Origin of the sequence: Lentimicrobium sp. L6 (genome assembly GCF_013166655.1) — a bacterium.
Lineage (GTDB): Bacteria > Bacteroidota > Bacteroidia > Bacteroidales > UBA12170 > UBA12170.
Genome location: NZ_JABKCA010000051.1, coordinates 25869 through 43399, shown reverse-complemented (window position 1 = coordinate 43399; position 17531 = coordinate 25869). Strand labels below are relative to the sequence as shown.

The 17531-nt window shown below is 35.3% G+C and carries 15 protein-coding genes; all 15 read left to right on the top strand.

Annotation, left to right across the window (positions count from 1 at the left end; genetic code table 11):
* Positions 1–147: 147 nt before the first annotated feature.
* Positions 148–684, top strand: a complete 537-nt coding sequence (locus tag HNS38_RS13380) for an RNA polymerase sigma factor (RefSeq protein ID WP_172281136.1) — start codon at positions 148–150, stop codon at positions 682–684.
* Positions 677–2317 (top strand): hypothetical protein, encoded by a 1641-nt coding sequence (locus tag HNS38_RS13375; protein WP_172346599.1) that lies wholly within the window; start codon positions 677–679, stop codon positions 2315–2317. Before HNS38_RS13380 ends, HNS38_RS13375 begins: the two co-directional genes overlap by 8 nt.
* Positions 2318–2679: 362 nt before the next feature.
* Positions 2680–4470, top strand: coding sequence for a PKD domain-containing protein (locus HNS38_RS13370; protein ID WP_172281139.1), 1791 nt, complete (start codon positions 2680–2682; stop codon positions 4468–4470).
* Positions 4471–4975: 505 nt separating this feature from the next.
* Positions 4976–6544 (top strand): M81 family metallopeptidase, encoded by a 1569-nt coding sequence (locus HNS38_RS13365; RefSeq protein WP_172281141.1) that lies wholly within the window; start codon positions 4976–4978, stop codon positions 6542–6544.
* A gap of 4 nt (positions 6545–6548) precedes the next feature.
* The gene (locus tag HNS38_RS13360) at positions 6549–6908 is read left to right on the top strand and encodes a DUF4180 domain-containing protein (protein ID WP_172281143.1); all 360 of its coding nucleotides are present in this window, start codon (positions 6549–6551) and stop codon (positions 6906–6908) included.
* Between the two features lie 11 nt (positions 6909–6919).
* Positions 6920–7243, top strand: a complete 324-nt coding sequence (locus HNS38_RS13355) for a TfoX/Sxy family protein (protein WP_172281145.1) — start codon at positions 6920–6922, stop codon at positions 7241–7243.
* A 332-nt stretch (positions 7244–7575) separates the two neighbouring features.
* Positions 7576–8169, top strand: coding sequence for an AraC family transcriptional regulator (locus HNS38_RS13350; RefSeq protein WP_172282702.1), 594 nt, complete (start codon positions 7576–7578; stop codon positions 8167–8169).
* A 145-nt stretch (positions 8170–8314) separates the two neighbouring features.
* Positions 8315–8578, top strand: coding sequence for a PqqD family protein (locus HNS38_RS13345; protein WP_172282700.1), 264 nt, complete (start codon positions 8315–8317; stop codon positions 8576–8578).
* Between the two features lie 12 nt (positions 8579–8590).
* Positions 8591–9637: an ATP-grasp domain-containing protein gene (locus HNS38_RS13340; RefSeq protein WP_172282698.1), complete on the top strand. Its 1047-nt coding sequence runs from the start codon at positions 8591–8593 to the stop codon at positions 9635–9637.
* Positions 9638–9647: 10 nt separating this feature from the next.
* Positions 9648–10988 (top strand): alanine racemase, encoded by a 1341-nt coding sequence (locus HNS38_RS13335; protein ID WP_172282696.1) that lies wholly within the window; start codon positions 9648–9650, stop codon positions 10986–10988.
* A 106-nt stretch (positions 10989–11094) separates the two neighbouring features.
* Complete coding sequence (locus HNS38_RS13330) at positions 11095–13314, top strand: urea transporter (RefSeq protein WP_172346598.1); 2220 nt, start codon at positions 11095–11097, stop codon at positions 13312–13314.
* Complete coding sequence (locus tag HNS38_RS13325; protein ID WP_172346597.1) at positions 13299–14633, top strand: tetratricopeptide repeat protein; 1335 nt, start codon at positions 13299–13301, stop codon at positions 14631–14633. The genes HNS38_RS13330 and HNS38_RS13325 overlap by 16 nt, the downstream gene beginning before the upstream one ends.
* Positions 14621–15244, top strand: coding sequence for a tetratricopeptide repeat protein (locus HNS38_RS13320; protein ID WP_172282690.1), 624 nt, complete (start codon positions 14621–14623; stop codon positions 15242–15244). The genes HNS38_RS13325 and HNS38_RS13320 overlap by 13 nt, the downstream gene beginning before the upstream one ends.
* 10 nt (positions 15245–15254) lie before the next feature.
* A complete protein-coding gene (locus HNS38_RS13315) occupies positions 15255–16055 on the top strand; it encodes a T9SS type A sorting domain-containing protein (RefSeq protein WP_172282688.1) in 801 nt (266 codons plus the stop codon).
* Positions 16052–17080 (top strand): acyltransferase, encoded by a 1029-nt coding sequence (locus tag HNS38_RS13310; protein ID WP_172282686.1) that lies wholly within the window; start codon positions 16052–16054, stop codon positions 17078–17080. Before HNS38_RS13315 ends, HNS38_RS13310 begins: the two co-directional genes overlap by 4 nt.
* Positions 17081–17531 lie beyond the last annotated feature (451 nt).

Here is a 17531-nt window from a genome sequence, read left to right as displayed (position 1 = left end):
GCTTTTTTGAGTGAAGCAGGTGGAGTCTTGACTTTTTTTGCTTCGTTTTTTGTGTTAAGACAAAAAATGATGAACCAAAATCACAAGGAATTCAAAAAAAAGTATTCTTGGGGCAACTATTACCAATAAAACTACGACTCCATAGATATGGAGTGGAACCAGTCTGACATCATTAAAGCATGTCGGAAACAAAATAAAACAGCACAAAAGGCTTTATTTCAGCGCTATAGTAAGCAATTCTATGGCCTGTGTCTCCGCTATGTCAATAATCGAGAGGTGGCTGAAGAAGTATTAATGGACGCTTTTATGGATATATTTAAGAATATAAAAAAGTATAAAACCAAGTCTTTTGAGGCCTGGATGAAGTCTATTGTGGTCCATAAATCTATCGATTATTATAGAAAACACAAAAATGACCCTATGTTTTCTGATGTGGATACTGTTTATGCTGGTGGTCTTTCGAACCCGCAAACCAATGATGTGGAAATGGATGAATTACTGAAAATGCTCTATACTTTGCCTGCTGGATATCGAATGGTTTTTAACCTTTTCGCTATTGAAGGTTACCAGCACAAAGAAATAGCTAAACAGCTAGGTATCTCTGAAAGCACATCGAAGACACAATTTTTAAAGGCTAAACAAAAATTACAAATCATAATGGAGAAAGGAGGATATCATGGATAAGAAACAAGATGTTGAAATGCTATTTAATGAAAAGTTCAGCCAATTTTCTCCTGAACTATCTCCTGATGCCCTCACTACTTTGGATGCTAAGCTCAAAACGGCCATGTATTTTCGTTGGGCAAAATATATTTTGATTGCCGGAATCATCTCTGTTTCTTCTTGGTTGGTTTATGAGGCCTTGCAAAATGAGGAACGACCCAATGAGGGAACTCATCTAGAACTCCCACTCTCAAATACTCAAAACACCATTACTAAAAGTGTTATAAAGGAAGAGAATGCAGAACCTATAGCTGAATCTCAAATGATAGACTCCCCTAAAATATCTGATGAAGAAATGATAACTCTACAAGAAGAGCAGTCAAATCCCTTACAGAAAAATGAAGAGAATATTTCCGAAACTATTATAGTGGATTCTGAACAAAAAGAAATTATTTCATCTAGTGAAAATCATAAAGAGCCTCAAGCTATTTTGCTAGATGAGGAACTTGATATTGAAGAAAAAACCTCATCTGAAATTCTGATAGCACCGGAGTTGACAAATGAATCAGAAGAAAAAACCAAAGAGAATACCAAGCCTGAAACTCCAATTTTTGAAGAAAATGAAAGCATTTCTTTAGAGGAGGCCATTCAAGAAACATTAGCAGAAGAATTAGGAATAGCTGTGAGCATTGAAATTGGAGAAGAAAGTGCTTTAACAAGTGAGGAGAGTAATACAAGTATAGATGGAAACAATAAAGAAATAGATTCAAAAGATAAAAAGAAAACAAAGCCCAAGAAGAAAGCTAAGAAGACAAAGTTTGCCAAAACTACAGATAGGAGTGCTCAAGGTACAAAAACAAAGAAACTAAATGCCTTTCTTGATATTCATGTAGGTGGATTTATGTTTGATAATACCGCATCTTCTCCTGCTTTATATAGTGATAGTTTAACATCAACAGCTTATACTCAAACGCCTCAGTTGTCCTACGAATTTGGAATGGGATTTCAGTTAAAATTAAAAGATAAACCTTGGTTATTATATACCGGAATCGATTATCAAGTTTTTAAAGAGAAAATAGACTATAAATGGTCACAGAGCTTCGAAGATATCGAACTGAGTTATTGGAATTACGATTCTACTTTTAGCATAGAGCAAGTAATTGATACCTTTTATATCATAGTCGATACCAATCACTTTGTAATAGATACCATTTTCAGGCAAGATACGCTTCTTTCTCATGTAGATTCAACCTATAACAAAGTGATGTCCACTGACGAAAATAGCAAGAAGTATACCAATACTTATACTTATTTAAACATTCCTTTGATGATAGGTTATGAGTTTAAAACCCATAATAAAAAATGGAGTTTCCAGGTATTAGGAGGAGCGGCTATTGCACTTAATCTGAGCAATGAGGGTTATTATTATAGCAAAGATGGAGGTATTCAGGAATATAGCGGAAAGGTGAATCCATCGCTTACCTGGCGATTAATGGCCGCAGCAAATATCAACTATCAATGGAAGAAGTGGCAGTTCTATATTCAACCCGAATATCAATATCAACTGAACGAAAGCCAAGTCCTCAATCAAGATATGAGAAGGAAATACCAATTATACAAAGTAAAAGCGGGTATTCGATTTAAATTGTTTTAAAATAGTTGTTTTAGGAAGCTCAGACTTTGTGGATTGATTAAGCCTCATAAAAAATAATTATAGAGGGTTTTTAATTATTTGCTTAGCTTAATGGGGTCTAACAAACTGTAGAACTAATTATTTTTGAGCATGCTTTTTTCGCTCCCCTTGGGGTTGGGGAAAATGAAAAAAGACTAAAAATCATTATGTTAGGTGTTTACCTTCTAGTTTTGAATAAGCACTTATCTAAACACCTCAATTAAATTAAATAGAAAATATTTTTAGAGACAGGCAACTATTGTGAGCAAATCCACGATTACCCCTTTGAAAAGGCAAAATGCCTAAAAGAGTGGCTTCACAATTTTAATTTAAAATAATTAATCATGAAACGTATTTATTTATTCTTTGTCCTAGTTTTTTTAGGAACGCAAATCATGGCATTAGATTTAGTGGTCAACGGAACGGTAGTTGATGAAAATGGAGATGCCATCTCTGGCCATATGGTCAATATTTATAGCAGCGACTCAATTGCTGGATTTTTCTATTCTAATTCTGTATTTACCAATAGCGATGGTTATTATATTGATGAAATTACTTTAGACGATGAAAATACTCAAGGAGAAATCATCCTCTCCACAGAAACTTGTAATGACTATTTAGTGGTTTCACAGTTTTTCAATCCTGGCAATATGGAAATCTATTATGATTTTGAAGTTTGTACAGATACTTCTGGTGGAGGTGGAGGAAATGATACCACCAACTATAGTTGTGAAAACTTCTTCTATTACATAGGTGAAGGTCTAGAATATCAATTTGCAGGTGAGATATTTAGCGAAGGTGATGCCATATTCTCATGGAACTTCGGTGATGGAACAACAGCTGAAGGAATGGAAGTGAACCATACTTTTGCAGAAGATGGAACTTATTCAGTAAGCCTAGAAACTGTTCTTAACGATACTTGTGAATATATTTCTACACAAACTATTTATGTGATGCAAGACACCACAGGTGGAGGAAACGATTCTACCAATTGTCAGAATGCATTTGAATTTGAAGTAGATGATATGACGGTTACCGTTTGGGGTTACGGACTCGATAATACTGAAATCATAGACTTTGCATGGAGTTTTGGTGATGGTACAAGTGCTGAAGGTCAAGAAGTCACTCATGAGTATGCCAATGGTGGTGATTATATGATTATATTGACTACTACTAATGTTGAAGGCTGTGTAGCAACATCTAGCCATTGGGTGAATATTGTAGGTGGTAGCTCTGGAGAATTCCTATGGGGGCAAGTATTTGCAGAAAACATGCCTCTTGACTCAGGAATAGCTAGCCTATATGGTATTATGAACGATACTGTTTCTGGTCAAGACTTTGTATTAATAGCTCAGTGTGTAATAGATTCTATTGGGGCTTACTATTTTGCTGATATACCTCAAGGTAGCTATTTAATTTTAGCAGAAGCTGACCAATCTTCATTACATTTTAATACTACTTATCCGACCTATTATGGCGATGCTATCTATTGGTTAGATGCAACTATTATTACTCTTGGTGAACTAGAGAACCCATATGATATTATTCTTCAGACTACTTCTGGTGCCAACTCTGGCGACGGTGTCATCAATGGAGATATTATAGGGGATGGTTTTAAAAGTCAGTTGTCAGCTGATGATATTAGTTTATTCTTATTATCTGAAACTGGAAATCCATTAGAGATTACATCTAGTATTGACGCAGGATTCGATTTCTCTAATATCGCTTTCGGCACCTATATGGTATATGCTGAAGTAATAGGTTTAACAACTCAGCCAGCTATTATTACCTTAAGCGCTGACAATCCTACTTCTCATGTGGAAATCAATATTACCGAAAATGGAGTCACCACAGGATTAGAAGATATCGCATCAAGATATATCGCTCGTATTGGTGATATTTATCCTAATCCAGTAGGCAATATAGCTTATCTCGAAGTAGAAGCTCAAGAAGCTACTCAAGTTGAGGTTTTAATTATCAATCAACTAGGACAAGTGATGTATGAAGCCCAAGAGCAATTAAGTATGGGAACACAAAGATTAGAAATCAATACCAATCAATTAAAATCTGGTTTATATTTCCTACAGCTAAGAAACGATGGAAAGAATATGATAAGCCAGAAGTTTATTAAATAATAAATACTCAAACTCTTTTATAATCCACTCTATCATTAGAGATAATGATGCACCCTTGCCAATTTTGGTGGGGGTGTTTTTTTGTTTTCAGTAGATATTTTGAAATTAATGTATTGGCAAGAAAAGTATTTTCTCTTAAAAACATTCTGGCCAACTATGCCAAGGGAATATATCTCAATCAAATGAAGGTATTTTAGCCACAAAAAAACTTATTGTTCAATAAAACCAATCTGCCAATTTCTGCTTCAAAAATCATCAAGAAAAACTCAAAAAAAACCCGGGCAAAGACATTATTTTCCTTTGTGCCTCTTTATGAAATCCTCTGAGTCAATTTGTGGTACAGCTATTCAATAACTTGTCCCGCAAAACAAGAAAGTTTCACAACTTGTCTCGAGAAACGGGAAAGGGGATTCAATTATATTGAAACGATTTATAGTACTCAATATGGTTTTTAATTGGTATAGTTGTACATTTACTTTTCCAAAAAAACACACAAACAAATCGCATGAAAAAAGTACTCTATTTCCTATCACTAATCTTATTATTATCCTGTGGAACATCAGTAAATAAAGAAGAACAACAAAAAGATTTACCTCGCATTGCCATAGCTGGAATTGCCATTGAATCGAGCACCTTTTCTCCGGCTCAAACCCACAAAGAAGCTTTTCATGCTCGTCGTGGCGAGGAGGTATATACCTATTATAATTTCCTTTCGCCAGATTCCATCAACAGAAAAAGAGCAACCTATTTCCCTAGCCTTAGAGGTCATGCCATCCCTGGTGGAATTGTTACCCGTGAAGCTTACGAATCATTACTCAAAGAAACGCTAGAAAGACTCAAAGAAAACCTTCCCTACGATGGTTTATTCCTCGATATTCATGGTGCCATGAGCGTGGTAGGTTTAGAAGATCCAGAGGGTGACTTTATCATCAAAATAAGAGAAGTAATAGGTTATGAAACCATCATTTCTACTTCAATGGATTTGCATGGAAATGTTTCGCCACGATTGGCCGAGAATAGTGATTTAATCACTTGTTATCGTTTGGCTCCCCATGAAGATGCCACAGAATCAAGAAAACGAGCTTTGACTAATCTTTTAGATAGATTAGAAAGTGGAAAAGGAAAACCAGCCTTTAAAGCTTGGATTCCTATTCCCATCTTACTTCCAGGAGAAAAAACCAGCACCAGAATTGAACCCGGAAAAAGTCTTTATGCGCAGGTAGCTCCAGTGGCTGATAAAGAAGGGATTTTAGATGCTGCCATTTGGGTCGGTTATGCTTGGGCCGATGAAAAACGCAATCATGCAGTGGTGATGGTTACGGGTGATGAAAAACAAAAAGTAATAGAAAACGCAGAAGCATTGGCACAAAGCTTTTGGGAGGTGAGAAATGATTTTGTATTTGTAGCACCAGTTGCCCCATTAGAGGAATGTTTAAATATGGCTATTGCCAGCAATAATCACCCATTCATCATTAGCGATATGGGCGATAATCCTACTGCTGGTGGTGCAGGGGATGTAACTTGGACATTAAATGAAATACTAAGCCATCCTGAATTTAAAACGGAGGAAGGTTCAAAATTAATATATGCTTCTATTCCTGGTCCCGACCTTGTTAAAAAAGCTTTAGAAGCTGGAGTAGGTGGACAAGTAAAAGGAGAAGTGGGAGCCGCTATTGATGATCGATTTTCACCACCAATTCAGTTAGAAGGAAAAGTAATGGCCATAAAGCATGGCGATAAATATGCTGAAACCGAAGTAGTGGTACAAGTAGGTTCTGTTTCAGTCATTGTTACCAAAATACGTAAGCCCTATCATCATGAAAGCGATTTCACCAATCTAGGTTTAAATCCTAGAGGTGCAGATATTGTCGTAGTGAAAATTGGATACCTAGTACCAGAACTTTATGATATGCGTGCCGATTGGATTATGGCCCAAACCCCAGGCGGTGTGGATCAAGACCTAGAAAGATTGGGGTATAAACACATAAAACGCCCTATGTTTCCATTGGATGCAGATATGGCAGATCCAGACCTCAGCGCGCGTTTAATCCCAATCTCTGGATCAAAAAAATAATGCTATGGAAATCAAAACTCATCTTACTCCCTCTACTAAAATTGCTGAGCTAATTTCCGATAAGAAGCTAGTGAACTCAGTTGAAGAGGGTTTTCAAATTATGATAGACCTTTATTATCAGGATTATGATAAAATCATCATGCAAGAGTATCATTTTAATGCAAAATTCTTCGATTTGAAAACTAGAATATTCGGAGACCTCCTCCAAAAATTCTCCAATTACAAAGTAAAACTGGCTATTATTGGCAAGTTCTCAAAATACGAAAGCAAGAGTTTTCAAGACTTTATAAAAGAGAGTAATCAACAAAAAAGAGTATTTTTCCTTTCAAATTTAGAGGAAGCTATTCATCAATTAAATTCTTAAAATTATAAATTATGGCAACAGATAAAGACTTTGTAAATTACGTGGCAGACCAGATGGAGCAGGCTGGAGAGATCAGAACGAGAGCCATGTTTGGGGAGTATGGAATATACTGTAATGATAAATTCTTCGCTCTGATTTGTGATAATAAGCTATTCATTAAACCCACAAAAGCTGGAAGAGCTTTTCTTGGTGAGGTCAATGAAGCACCTCCCTATGAAGGCGCAAAACCAAGCTTCTTAATTACGGAGGAATTGGAAGACAGAGATAAACTCGCCGAATTGGTGAAGGTTACTATTACAGAATTGCCAGCGCCTAAGCCTAAGAAAGAGAAATAGAATTTCTTGAAGTGTCTAAAGTATATCAAAGTACTTAGGGTTAATAGTCTGAGTTATCTATATAGTATCCCCTTCGCTAGAAGGCTTTAAGGGATGAGAGTCTCGTAAAGCATCACAACACTGGTTTTGGAAGTTCTCTTGTTCCTCTCGAAAGAAGATTTTTATATGGTCACCTGGGTTTGGGAATTCGCACTAGCTTGTCTAGAAACCTACTATATAACTAGATTCTATATTCAAGAATAAACCAATCCTAGTCTATATCCCAATAAATCCTAGAATGCTTTCATTTTCCACTATTACATTCATCATTTTGTTTAATTTAGTTAGCTCAAATGAAGCAACAAGATAGTAATACAAATAAAAGGATTTTCATAAGTAATATGTTAGGTTACTGTTGTATAAGGGTGGTTAAAGAAGATTTGACCAAGCTTGGTATTTCTGTTGTTGATATAAAATTGGGAGAAGCCACCCTCAATTATGATCAAGATAAGGTTAGTAAGAAACAAATAGAAGAAGTATTACAAAATTTAGGAATGAGTCTGATCATTAGTAAAGATGAGATAATGGTAGAGCAAATCAAACAAACTGTAATCGAGTTGGTTCACTATATGAATAATGTGGATTCTATCTCTAGAAAATCGGAATACTTAGTGGAGAAACTAGGCAAAAGCTATCAAGCCTTGTCCAAAGTATTCTCAAAAGTTGAACCCATAACACTTGAGCGTTATATCATCCTTCAAAAAATAGAAAGAGTAAAAGAGTTGGCTGTGGAAGACCATATTTCATTAAGCGAAATTGCTTGGATGATGGATTATAGCAGCCCCCACCACTTGTCTAACCAGTTTAAATCCATTGTTGGGGTTTCCTTGTCTGACTTTAAAAAAAGTCCTTCTTTCTATAAGAAGTCACTCAACAAACTCTATTAATTCGGTCAGTATCATTCATAAATCTTGACTTATTCTTAAATAAACCTGTTTTATTAATAACACCACATTTTGTAAAAAAAAGACCAAATTATGTAACAATTCCCTTTGTTGCATCCCGTATTTTTGTCTTATAAATTATTGAAAAATGAATATAACAGAAGAAATAAAGATTAGCGACAATGGATTCGTTTTCAATTCCAAAACTGGGGATTCTTTTAATGTAAATCCAACAGGTCTAGAGTTAATAAAACTAATTGCTCAAAACATTGACTTCGATAGCATTAAAGAGATATTTATCCAGAAATATGATATCGATGATTTGGCTTTTGAGAAAGATTACCATGAGTTTTGCGCCATGGTTAACTATCATCAGGTTGCCACTACTGAAGATCCGCTTGATTTCAAATAAAACAAAACCAGCATGTCAACTTTACAACTTACAATAGCCGTTACTGGTCTAAACAATACCGATAACCCTGGCCCTGGAGTTCCCGTAATTCGATCCTTGAAAGACTCCAAAGCCTTCGATATTAAATTTATTGGATTAGTGTATGAAACCTTAGAGCCGGGCATATATATGGAGGGCTTATGTGATAAAATTTACCAAATCCCTTATCCTTCCGCTGGCACTAACGAATTAATCGATAGGATTGAGGAAATCCACCGTCGTGACCCCATCGATATTCTCATTCCTAATTTCGATGCTGAATTGTTTTCCTTTATGAAGAATGAAGTCCGCCTATTAGAAAGCGGTATTCGAACTTTTTTACCTACGATAAAACAATTCCAAGAAAGAGATAAAGATAAACTGCCGGAGTTTGGCGAAAAATATGATTTAAAAGTTCCTGCAAGTCTTAACTTAGGCAGCCAAAATCAGATTTCTCAAATCAAAGATAAGTTTGAATATCCGGTGATGGTGAAAGGAAAGTTTTATGATGCATATATGGCATATAATTCGGAGCAAGTAAAGCAGTCTTTCAATAAAATCTCCTCAAAATGGGGTTTACCAGTGATTATTCAAGAGTTTGTAAAGGGCACCGAGGTAAATGTAATTGCTCTTGGTGATGGAGAAGGAAATACCATTGCCGCCGTACCTATGCGAAAACAATATATTACTGACAAAGGGAAAGCTTGGGGGGGAATTACCCTTGCCGATAAAAAAATGTTAGAAATCACAAGCAACCTAATCCGTAAAACAAAGTGGAAAGGTGCTATGGAGCTTGAGTTAATAAAAACCGTTAAAGGAGAATATTACCTTCTCGAAATTAACCCTCGTATTCCCGCATGGGTTTATTTAGCTGTGGGTGCTGGTCAGAATATTCCTGAAGCATTAGTAAAATTGGCTTTAGGTCAGGAAGTAGCCCCACTAGAAGCTTACAGTTCAGGAAAAATGTTTGTGCGCTATTCATACGACATTATTGTGGATCTAGAGAAGTTTGAATCAATAGCAATGAACGGAGAATTATAAAAGAAATATCATGGAAAAGTTAAAATATACAAAACCCTCAATTAGTAAGATAAATGCCGGAATGCCAAGTAAATTTGGATTGCCAGTAAAACAAAAAATAATTTCAGAAATTGATGGAATAGCCGTTCCAAGCTTATTGGAAGCATATGGCTCGCCACTTTTTGTTTTTTCTGAAAAGACAATAAGAAACACTTTTGCAGAGGCCAAACAAGCCTTTGAAACTAGGTATCCTAAAGTACAATTTGCCTGGTCCTATAAAACCAATTACTTAGATGCTATCTGTAGTATTTATCATGATGAAGGTTCTTGGGCCGAAGTGGTTTCTGGTTTCGAGTTTGAAAAAGCACTTTCAAATGGAGTGAAGGGTTCTCAAATTTTGTTTAATGGTCCAGATAAATCCAAATCTGACTTAATCATGGCTATAGAGCATAATGCCTATATTCATATTGACCATTTCGATGAACTCTATTTGTTAATAGAAATCAGTCGTGAATTAAATAAGAAAGCGAGAGTGGCCATTAGAATAAACCTAGATGCTGGAATTTATCCCATGTGGGATCGTTTTGGTTTCAATTATGAAAATGGGGATGCTTGGAATGCCATAAATAGGATTATGTTAGCCGATAGTCTTGAGCTCATTGGTTTACACACTCATCTTGGCACCTACATTATGGCGCCATCAGCATATGGCATTGCTGCTTCTAAACTTTCAAACCTCTATATGGCAGTTCACCATAAATTCGATTATTGGTTAAAATATATAGATCTAGGTGGAGGCTTTGCTTCGAAAAACACTTTAAAAGGCGCCTATATGCCTGGCAGTGAAACCTGTCCTTCTTTTGACGATTATGCCGAGGCCATCTCCAATGCTTTGATTTCTTCGGAAATTCCTCATGAAAAACTACCTGTCTTATTTCTAGAAACGGGTAGAGCCTTAATAGATGATGCCGGTTATCTATTGACAACCGTGATTGCAAATAAACGCTTGAGCGACAGAAGACGCTCCATGGTGATTGATGCAGGGGTGAATCTTTTGTTTACCTCCTTTTGGTATAACCTAAATGTATACACCACCCGAGAACTCGACCATGCTGAAGAATCCTCCATATATGGTCCATTATGTATGAATATTGATGTGGTTCGTGAAGCTATTGTCATTCCGCAGGTTGGTGTGGGTGAGCCTTTAGTCATAGAGCGCGTGGGAGCATATAATGTTACTCAATCGATGCAATTTATCACCTATCGCCCCAATGTGATTTTAATTGATGAGGAGGGTGAAACACATGTGATCAGAAAAAAAGAAAGCTTAGAGTCCTTTAAAAATACGGAAAACAACCCCAAAAGAAAATAAAGCCCTCATTGTAAAAAGTAATTGATTAAATTTATCTTTCACTACGAATAAGACAGATTTCTTAATACCATTATTAAAAACATCATAAAAACCAAAGAAAATCAGAATGGAAAAAAACATTAGAATAATAAGCAAGGAGATTATATTTACTGTTTTGAATAGTTATTCCCAGGTGTTTTTTTCCACTTCTAAAATTCTGGCCATTGTTTTATTATTGATTAGTTTCTTTGATTATGGAGCTGGAATCGGTGGTTTAACTGCAGTAATCATAGCCAATATTCTGGCCCATTTTCTTGGATATAATGAGTACTATATAAAATCTGGATTATTTGGATTTAATAGTTTGTTGGTTGGTTTGGGTGTTGGTTTAACTTTTCAACCCTCCATAGAATTATTTCTATTGATTGCCATTGCATCCACTACAGCCTTCTTTCTCACCATAGCTTTTCAAGGCGTGCTTGGGAAATATGGGCTTCCATTTTTAAGTATCCCTTTTTTAGCCACCATCTGGATTGTACTTTTAGCAGGAGGAGAACTCACAGCCCTCAATATCAGCGAAAGAGGAATCTATACCTATAATGAGCTCTATGGAATTGGTGGACAAGCCATGGTGAGTCTATACGATTGGTTGGACGGCTTAATCAGCTCTTCATTTCTTCGGATTTATTTTTATTCTCTTGGAGCTATATTTTTTCAAAAGGGCTTATTGGCCGGAATACTCATTTCACTTGGTCTTCTGATATATTCTCGAATTACCTTTGTTCTTTCAATTTTGGGATATACCATCTCCTACATTTTCTACATTTTTGTGGGAATTGAATTTAACTCACTGAGTTATACTTTTATTGGCTTTAATTATATTCTGACCGCTATAGCCCTAGGAGGATATTATCTTATCCCAGGCCGTACCAGCTTTGCATGGATAATGGTATTATTGCCCTCAGTGGTTTTAATAACTATTAGTACTCAGCAACTCTTTGCCCATTTCTACATTTCACCCTATTCTTTGCCATTCAATATGGTGGTATTGATGTTTTTATATTCTCTAAAACTAAGGGAGAAAAGAGCCAATAAGCTACTCGAAACACCAATCCAACTGGGCAACCCTGAGAAAAATCTTTATTTACAATCGGGTAATCTAAGGCGTTTTCCTGCAAGATTTCCAATTGCAGCTTCCCTACCTTTCTTTGGAGAATGGCAAATCAGTCAGGGGCACAAAGGAGAGATTACTCACAAAGGAGCCTGGCAGAATGCATGGGATTTTGTGATAACAGATAATAAGGGCGAACAATACAAAGGCAGTGGTGATTTTGTAGAAGATTATTTCTGCTTTGGAAAAGCAATAACTGCACCTTTTGAAGGAACAGTGGTAGAAGTCGTTAACTCCATATCTGATAATACTATTGGCAATGTAGACATCATTAACAATTGGGGAAATACCGTTATCATAAAACATAGTCACACTATATTTTCCAAGTTGTGTCATCTAAAGCACCAGTCCGTTGCAGTAAAAGTAGGAGACCAGGTGAAAAAAGGACAGTTACTCGGGAAATGTGGAAACTCAGGTCGCTCCCCTTACCCACATTTACACTTTCAATTTCAACCCACACCATATATTGGCTCTACAACTCTAGATTACCCCATTGGACACTATCTTCTAAAAGGTGAAAAATACAATTTCGAAACCTTCTCTATTCCTCAAAAAGGACAGGTGGTGGCCAATCCTAGGAAAAATAATTTACTGACAAAGCTCCTCCATTTTATTCCTGGTCAAGGTATTTCTGGTGAATTTAGAATTGAAAATACAAAGACTGGAGTTCAGGAATACCATGAAGAATTCAATTGGAGAGTAAATACTGATGTGTTTAACTCGATTTATATAGAAAGCGAAGAGGATCATACTTTTGCCTACCTGTACAATAATGAGGAACAACATTATTTCACTAATTATATTGGTAAGAAAGAAACTGCCCTATATTGGTTTTTCTTGGCATTATTTAAAGTTCCTTTAGGCTTCTTGCCCAATAGCAATATTAAAGACAATGTTCCTATAAACCTCATGTTTGGTGGTGTTTCTTTGTTCCTTCAGGATATGATTGCGCCCATATATCTTTTTCTAAAAGCAGATTACAAACTAGAAATTGAAGAGGAAGGCGATATCCTTTTATCAGACCATATATTATTGAAATCAGAATTGACTAAAAAAATCGCCGGACAAAGCACAGAAAAATATCATTTCAAAACTAAACTCGATGAAAGTGGTGTTTTCGATATTGAGCTAGTTAATAAAGATTTAAAAATACAGATTACATGTCAAAAAAATTAGTCGTCATAAGCTTTTTATTGATGCTTTTTTCTGTTAGCTATGCACAGGAAAAGATGAACGATAGGGTAGTTGATATACAATCCTATCAACTTTTTCGTGAGGAAAAATGGCCAGAATTGATTCAATTGTCAGAGGAGGCTAGAGCACAAGGAATCGACTTTTATTATCTTCAATATCGAACTGGCATAGCTTGGTACAAGCAAGGTAAATATCGTAAAGCTTGTCAATATTTTATAGACGCATATGCTAAAGACCAATCCGACAACTGGCTTCAAGAGTATGTTTACTATAGTTTATTGTTTAGTGGTCGAAAACTAGAAGCCAATAAATATATCAGCTCCTTTTCCCAAGAAGTGAAAGAGAAGATAGGACTTCGCAAAACTGCAGTCGATTTCTTGGCATATGAAACCAATTATGGTTTTAATCAGGATTTTGATGAGTTAAGAGGTCGTGACTTTAGCAGTGAAGTAAACCTTGGTGAAGATTATGGAGAAGGCTATTTCTTAAAGAGCTACACCCAACAATCTTTAGATCTGAGCCACCATATAGGTTCTAATTTCACAGTGAATCATAACCTGAGTTATTATCACGTAACTCGTGATGCCATTGTTAACTGGGGAAAACAAACGAGCTCGCCCATTCGTGTTAATCAGTTTAACTATTATATAAATCCGGTATGGGTGATCGGGAAAAAATTCAATATTTCCCCTTCCCTTCTCTATATTTGGGGGACAAGTGATGTATATGCAGGTAAACTCATCAACAATTATAAGGACAAAGTATTCGATCTGAAAGAGTTTAAGTATAGCGATTATGTTTTCTCTACTGCATTTTGGTCTGACTTCGGAAATGTTTCGCCAGGATTGGAGCTTAATATAGGTAATATCAATAATTTAGATTTTAAACAATTGTCTGCTTGGATAACTTATTACCCATTATCAAACACAAAATTATTTATTAGACCAAGGGTGTATTTTAAGTCAAGCCCAGAGGAGAGTTTCGCATTTAACACTTTCGAAATATCTGCTGGAGCCTCCATTGGAAAAATCTATATTTCAGGACAATACTTGCGAGGTGATATGAAAAACTTCGTGGAATCAACAGGATATACCGTCTTTAATCTTCCTGGAAAATCCGATTATAAAATCATGGGAAGCATATACTTTCCGATTGATAAAAAATATCAATTTGTCCTTAGATATATTAATAGAAGTGTAAAGGAAAACTATCAAGTATATACTTTAGGAGAAAAAAGTACAAATTTAGAATACAAATATTTAATACACACAATAACAGCTGGAATATCATGGAAATTTTAAAAAAATATATTAGTCTTTTTATATTACTAATTCTTGCCAATATTGCTTATTCGCAATCAACTAATAATGAACTAGTGGAAGCTTTTTCAGAGAGCTATACCTACGAAAGAAACAGTGACTTTAGCGCCTCAATGGATGCCTTAAAAAAAGTTTATGATGAATCGTCCTACGAAATAAACCTTCGTTTGGGATGGCTTAATTATAATGCTGGCTTATTTGATGAATCCATCATATACTATAACAAAGCACAAGAGCTCAAACCTTATTCAGAAGAGGCTCGTTTTGGTTTAATCCTTCCCCTTTCAGCACTTGGGAAATGGGATAATGTTATAAAAACCTATGATGAAATACTCGAAGTAAACCCTAATAACACCACCGCTCTTTATAGATTGGGTTTGGTATATTACGGAAGAAAAGAATACAATACTGCCAATTCCCTTTTTAAGAAGGTCGTCGATTTATATCCCTTTGGTTATGATGGTCTGTTGATGCTCGCTTGGACCTCCTACTTCATGGGCAATAACAATCAAGCTAAAGTACTATTTAACAAGGTAAATTTATTTAATCCTGGTGACAAATCAGCCACAGAGGGATTAAGCTTAATCAAATAAATAAAATACAATGAAAAGATTTTTTTTAAGTACAGTATTATTATTATTATCAATTATCGCAGGTTTTGCACAAGTAACTTTTGAAAAAACCTATGACTATTCAGCTACAATAGTAAATCTTGAAACCATAGGTTTTAAATATTATTTAATGGATGTTCCGAATAGCGAATGTCGTATGTACAATATGGATCATTCTCTTTACAAGACTATTGACTGCCCTGTTCCTAATGGTTATTTTTTAGCTGATATTAAATATGTTTCAGAACAATTATTTGATACTGATTCTGAAATTGAGTTGGCATTTACCTATTATAAAATTGTGACTACTTCAACATCTTATTATTATATTTACGGGGCTAAAGTGATTACAGAAAACGGAAATGTTCTTCAAACCATAGATAATGCTCAATATATTTATATCAACCAAACAGATAATTATGAATATAAACTCTTTGCCTATTGTTTCGACTATTCGGTGAGTCCAGAAACCGTGTGGACAAATATTTATGGAGTTCCTGGCACCTCTGTCTCTGTAATATCATCTCCAAATAGCCAAGAGGATATTTTTCTAAATGCTTATCCAAACCCAGCAAAAGATGTGATTAAACTAGAATATCAACTTCCTGTAAATGTGATAAATGCTCAACTTTATGTCATAGATTCCAATGGAAATATGGTGAAAGATTTTATGATAGATAGCCATTCAAATAATATTACCATGAATGTAAATGACCTTTCCACTGGAGTTTACTATTACCATATTAAATATGATAAGTATCAATCTGAATCGCGAAAGATCATCGTACAATGAAACGATTTCCTTTACCCGATTTACTAAAAGGATTTGCGGTCTTTTTGATCGTTCCAGTTCATATTCTGGAAACATTTATCAATCTTCCCGGAAGAGAAAGTCTGTTCGGTAGAATTCTTTTATTACTCGGTGGACCCATTGCTGTACCTATTTTTATGATGGTAATGGGTTATTTTATTGGTCTAAATAAAAAAAGCCCATTGCAAAATGTTGTGCGGGGGATTTTTATTTTTGTATTGGGCTTGCTGCTCAATATTGGATTGAATTTCCATTTGCTACTAAAGATTTTTACCGAAGGTTGGTCATTAGATCCGCTTCAATTTATATTTGGAGTTGACATTTTCTATCTGGCTGGCTTAAGTATTGTGATACTTTCGGTTTTAAAAGCGATAGAAAAAGGACAAAAATGGCTGGTTTTTGGATTAATTTTATTGGTTGTAGGAAGCACCTCGTATTTGAATGAACTATTAATGGTAGCAGAACGAAATTACATTCTTGCTTTTATTGCAGGTAAATATTCTTGGTCCTATTTCCCACTATTTCCTTGGTTAGCTTATCCTTTGCTTGGATTCTTATTTCAAAAAATTGAGTTGCAAACCAAAGAACTGATTCAAAAATTTAAAAAGGGCGCTATCATTGTTTTAGGTTCTATACTCATTTTTGTACTTGCTTTTTCTGAATTTGGGATAGAAACCACCATAAACCTCAGCGAATATTATCACCATGACTTCTACTTCTTCTTATGGGCATTGGGTTTGGTCATTCTTTGGGTTACCCTATTTTGGTTTATTGTACAGAAGTTTCCTCAGTTTCCAGTTATTGTATTTCTGCGATGGTTGGGAAAAAATATCACTGTGTTTTATGTCATTCAATGGTTAATTATTGGAAACATTGCAACAGCCATATTTCAAACACAAGAGCTTTCGATGTTTATGTGGTGGTATGTTCCCATCTTCCTTTTAACAGTAGTTCTCACCTGGGGATTAGAAAAGATTAGAAAAGTAAAAAATCATTCTGAACAATAGTTTTCCTTCTGCTATTGCTTCCTAATGTTTGGAATTGAATCTTTTTTTAAAGAAAAACCAATTGCCGCCTTTAGAAGGAAAGAACTCAAAATACAGTTAGAAACTTAGGAAATTGGGGTCTAAAGATTTTTGAAAAAAGTCAACTCCGCCATTGAGTAAAAGTGTTAAACGGAAGTGACATTTCAAAGTGAATAAAAACAAAACTGTTTGACGCTCATTAGTTTTTGTTGGTAAACAAAAGCTAAAAGTTGGAGTTTTTTGTTTTCAGGAAGTAAAGTCACTGGAGTAGCCTTTAATCAACAGCGGAAATTTTTCCTACACTTTTTCCAAAAATGTGTAAAAAGAAATATTGTATTCATGCTTTTAAGATAAAGCACATCAAAACATGCTTGTCATGATATAGTGTATTTTCATGGGGTTTCGGCAAGGAAAAAACATGGATTATTTAATC

What these genes read in the sequence shown, in the direction of transcription:
- HNS38_RS13360 (WP_172281143.1), top strand. Translation starts at nt 6,549, where the DNA reads ATGGAAATCAAAACTCATCTTACTCCCTCTACTAAAATTGCTGAGCTA.
- HNS38_RS13355 (WP_172281145.1), top strand. Translation starts at nt 6,920, where the DNA reads ATGGCAACAGATAAAGACTTTGTAAATTACGTGGCAGACCAGATGGAG.
- HNS38_RS13330 (WP_172346598.1), top strand. Translation starts at nt 11,095, where the DNA reads ATGGAAAAAAACATTAGAATAATAAGCAAGGAGATTATATTTACTGTT.
- HNS38_RS13335 (WP_172282696.1), top strand. Translation starts at nt 9,648, where the DNA reads ATGGAAAAGTTAAAATATACAAAACCCTCAATTAGTAAGATAAATGCC.
- HNS38_RS13350 (WP_172282702.1), top strand. Translation starts at nt 7,576, where the DNA reads ATGAAGCAACAAGATAGTAATACAAATAAAAGGATTTTCATAAGTAAT.
- HNS38_RS13340 (WP_172282698.1), top strand. Translation starts at nt 8,591, where the DNA reads ATGTCAACTTTACAACTTACAATAGCCGTTACTGGTCTAAACAATACC.
- HNS38_RS13365 (WP_172281141.1), top strand. Translation starts at nt 4,976, where the DNA reads ATGAAAAAAGTACTCTATTTCCTATCACTAATCTTATTATTATCCTGT.
- HNS38_RS13375 (WP_172346599.1), top strand. Translation starts at nt 677, where the DNA reads ATGGATAAGAAACAAGATGTTGAAATGCTATTTAATGAAAAGTTCAGC.
- HNS38_RS13320 (WP_172282690.1), top strand. Translation starts at nt 14,621, where the DNA reads ATGGAAATTTTAAAAAAATATATTAGTCTTTTTATATTACTAATTCTT.
- HNS38_RS13315 (WP_172282688.1), top strand. Translation starts at nt 15,255, where the DNA reads ATGAAAAGATTTTTTTTAAGTACAGTATTATTATTATTATCAATTATC.
- HNS38_RS13380 (WP_172281136.1), top strand. Translation starts at nt 148, where the DNA reads ATGGAGTGGAACCAGTCTGACATCATTAAAGCATGTCGGAAACAAAAT.
- HNS38_RS13370 (WP_172281139.1), top strand. Translation starts at nt 2,680, where the DNA reads ATGAAACGTATTTATTTATTCTTTGTCCTAGTTTTTTTAGGAACGCAA.
- HNS38_RS13325 (WP_172346597.1), top strand. Translation starts at nt 13,299, where the DNA reads ATGTCAAAAAAATTAGTCGTCATAAGCTTTTTATTGATGCTTTTTTCT.
- HNS38_RS13345 (WP_172282700.1), top strand. Translation starts at nt 8,315, where the DNA reads ATGAATATAACAGAAGAAATAAAGATTAGCGACAATGGATTCGTTTTC.
- HNS38_RS13310 (WP_172282686.1), top strand. Translation starts at nt 16,052, where the DNA reads ATGAAACGATTTCCTTTACCCGATTTACTAAAAGGATTTGCGGTCTTT.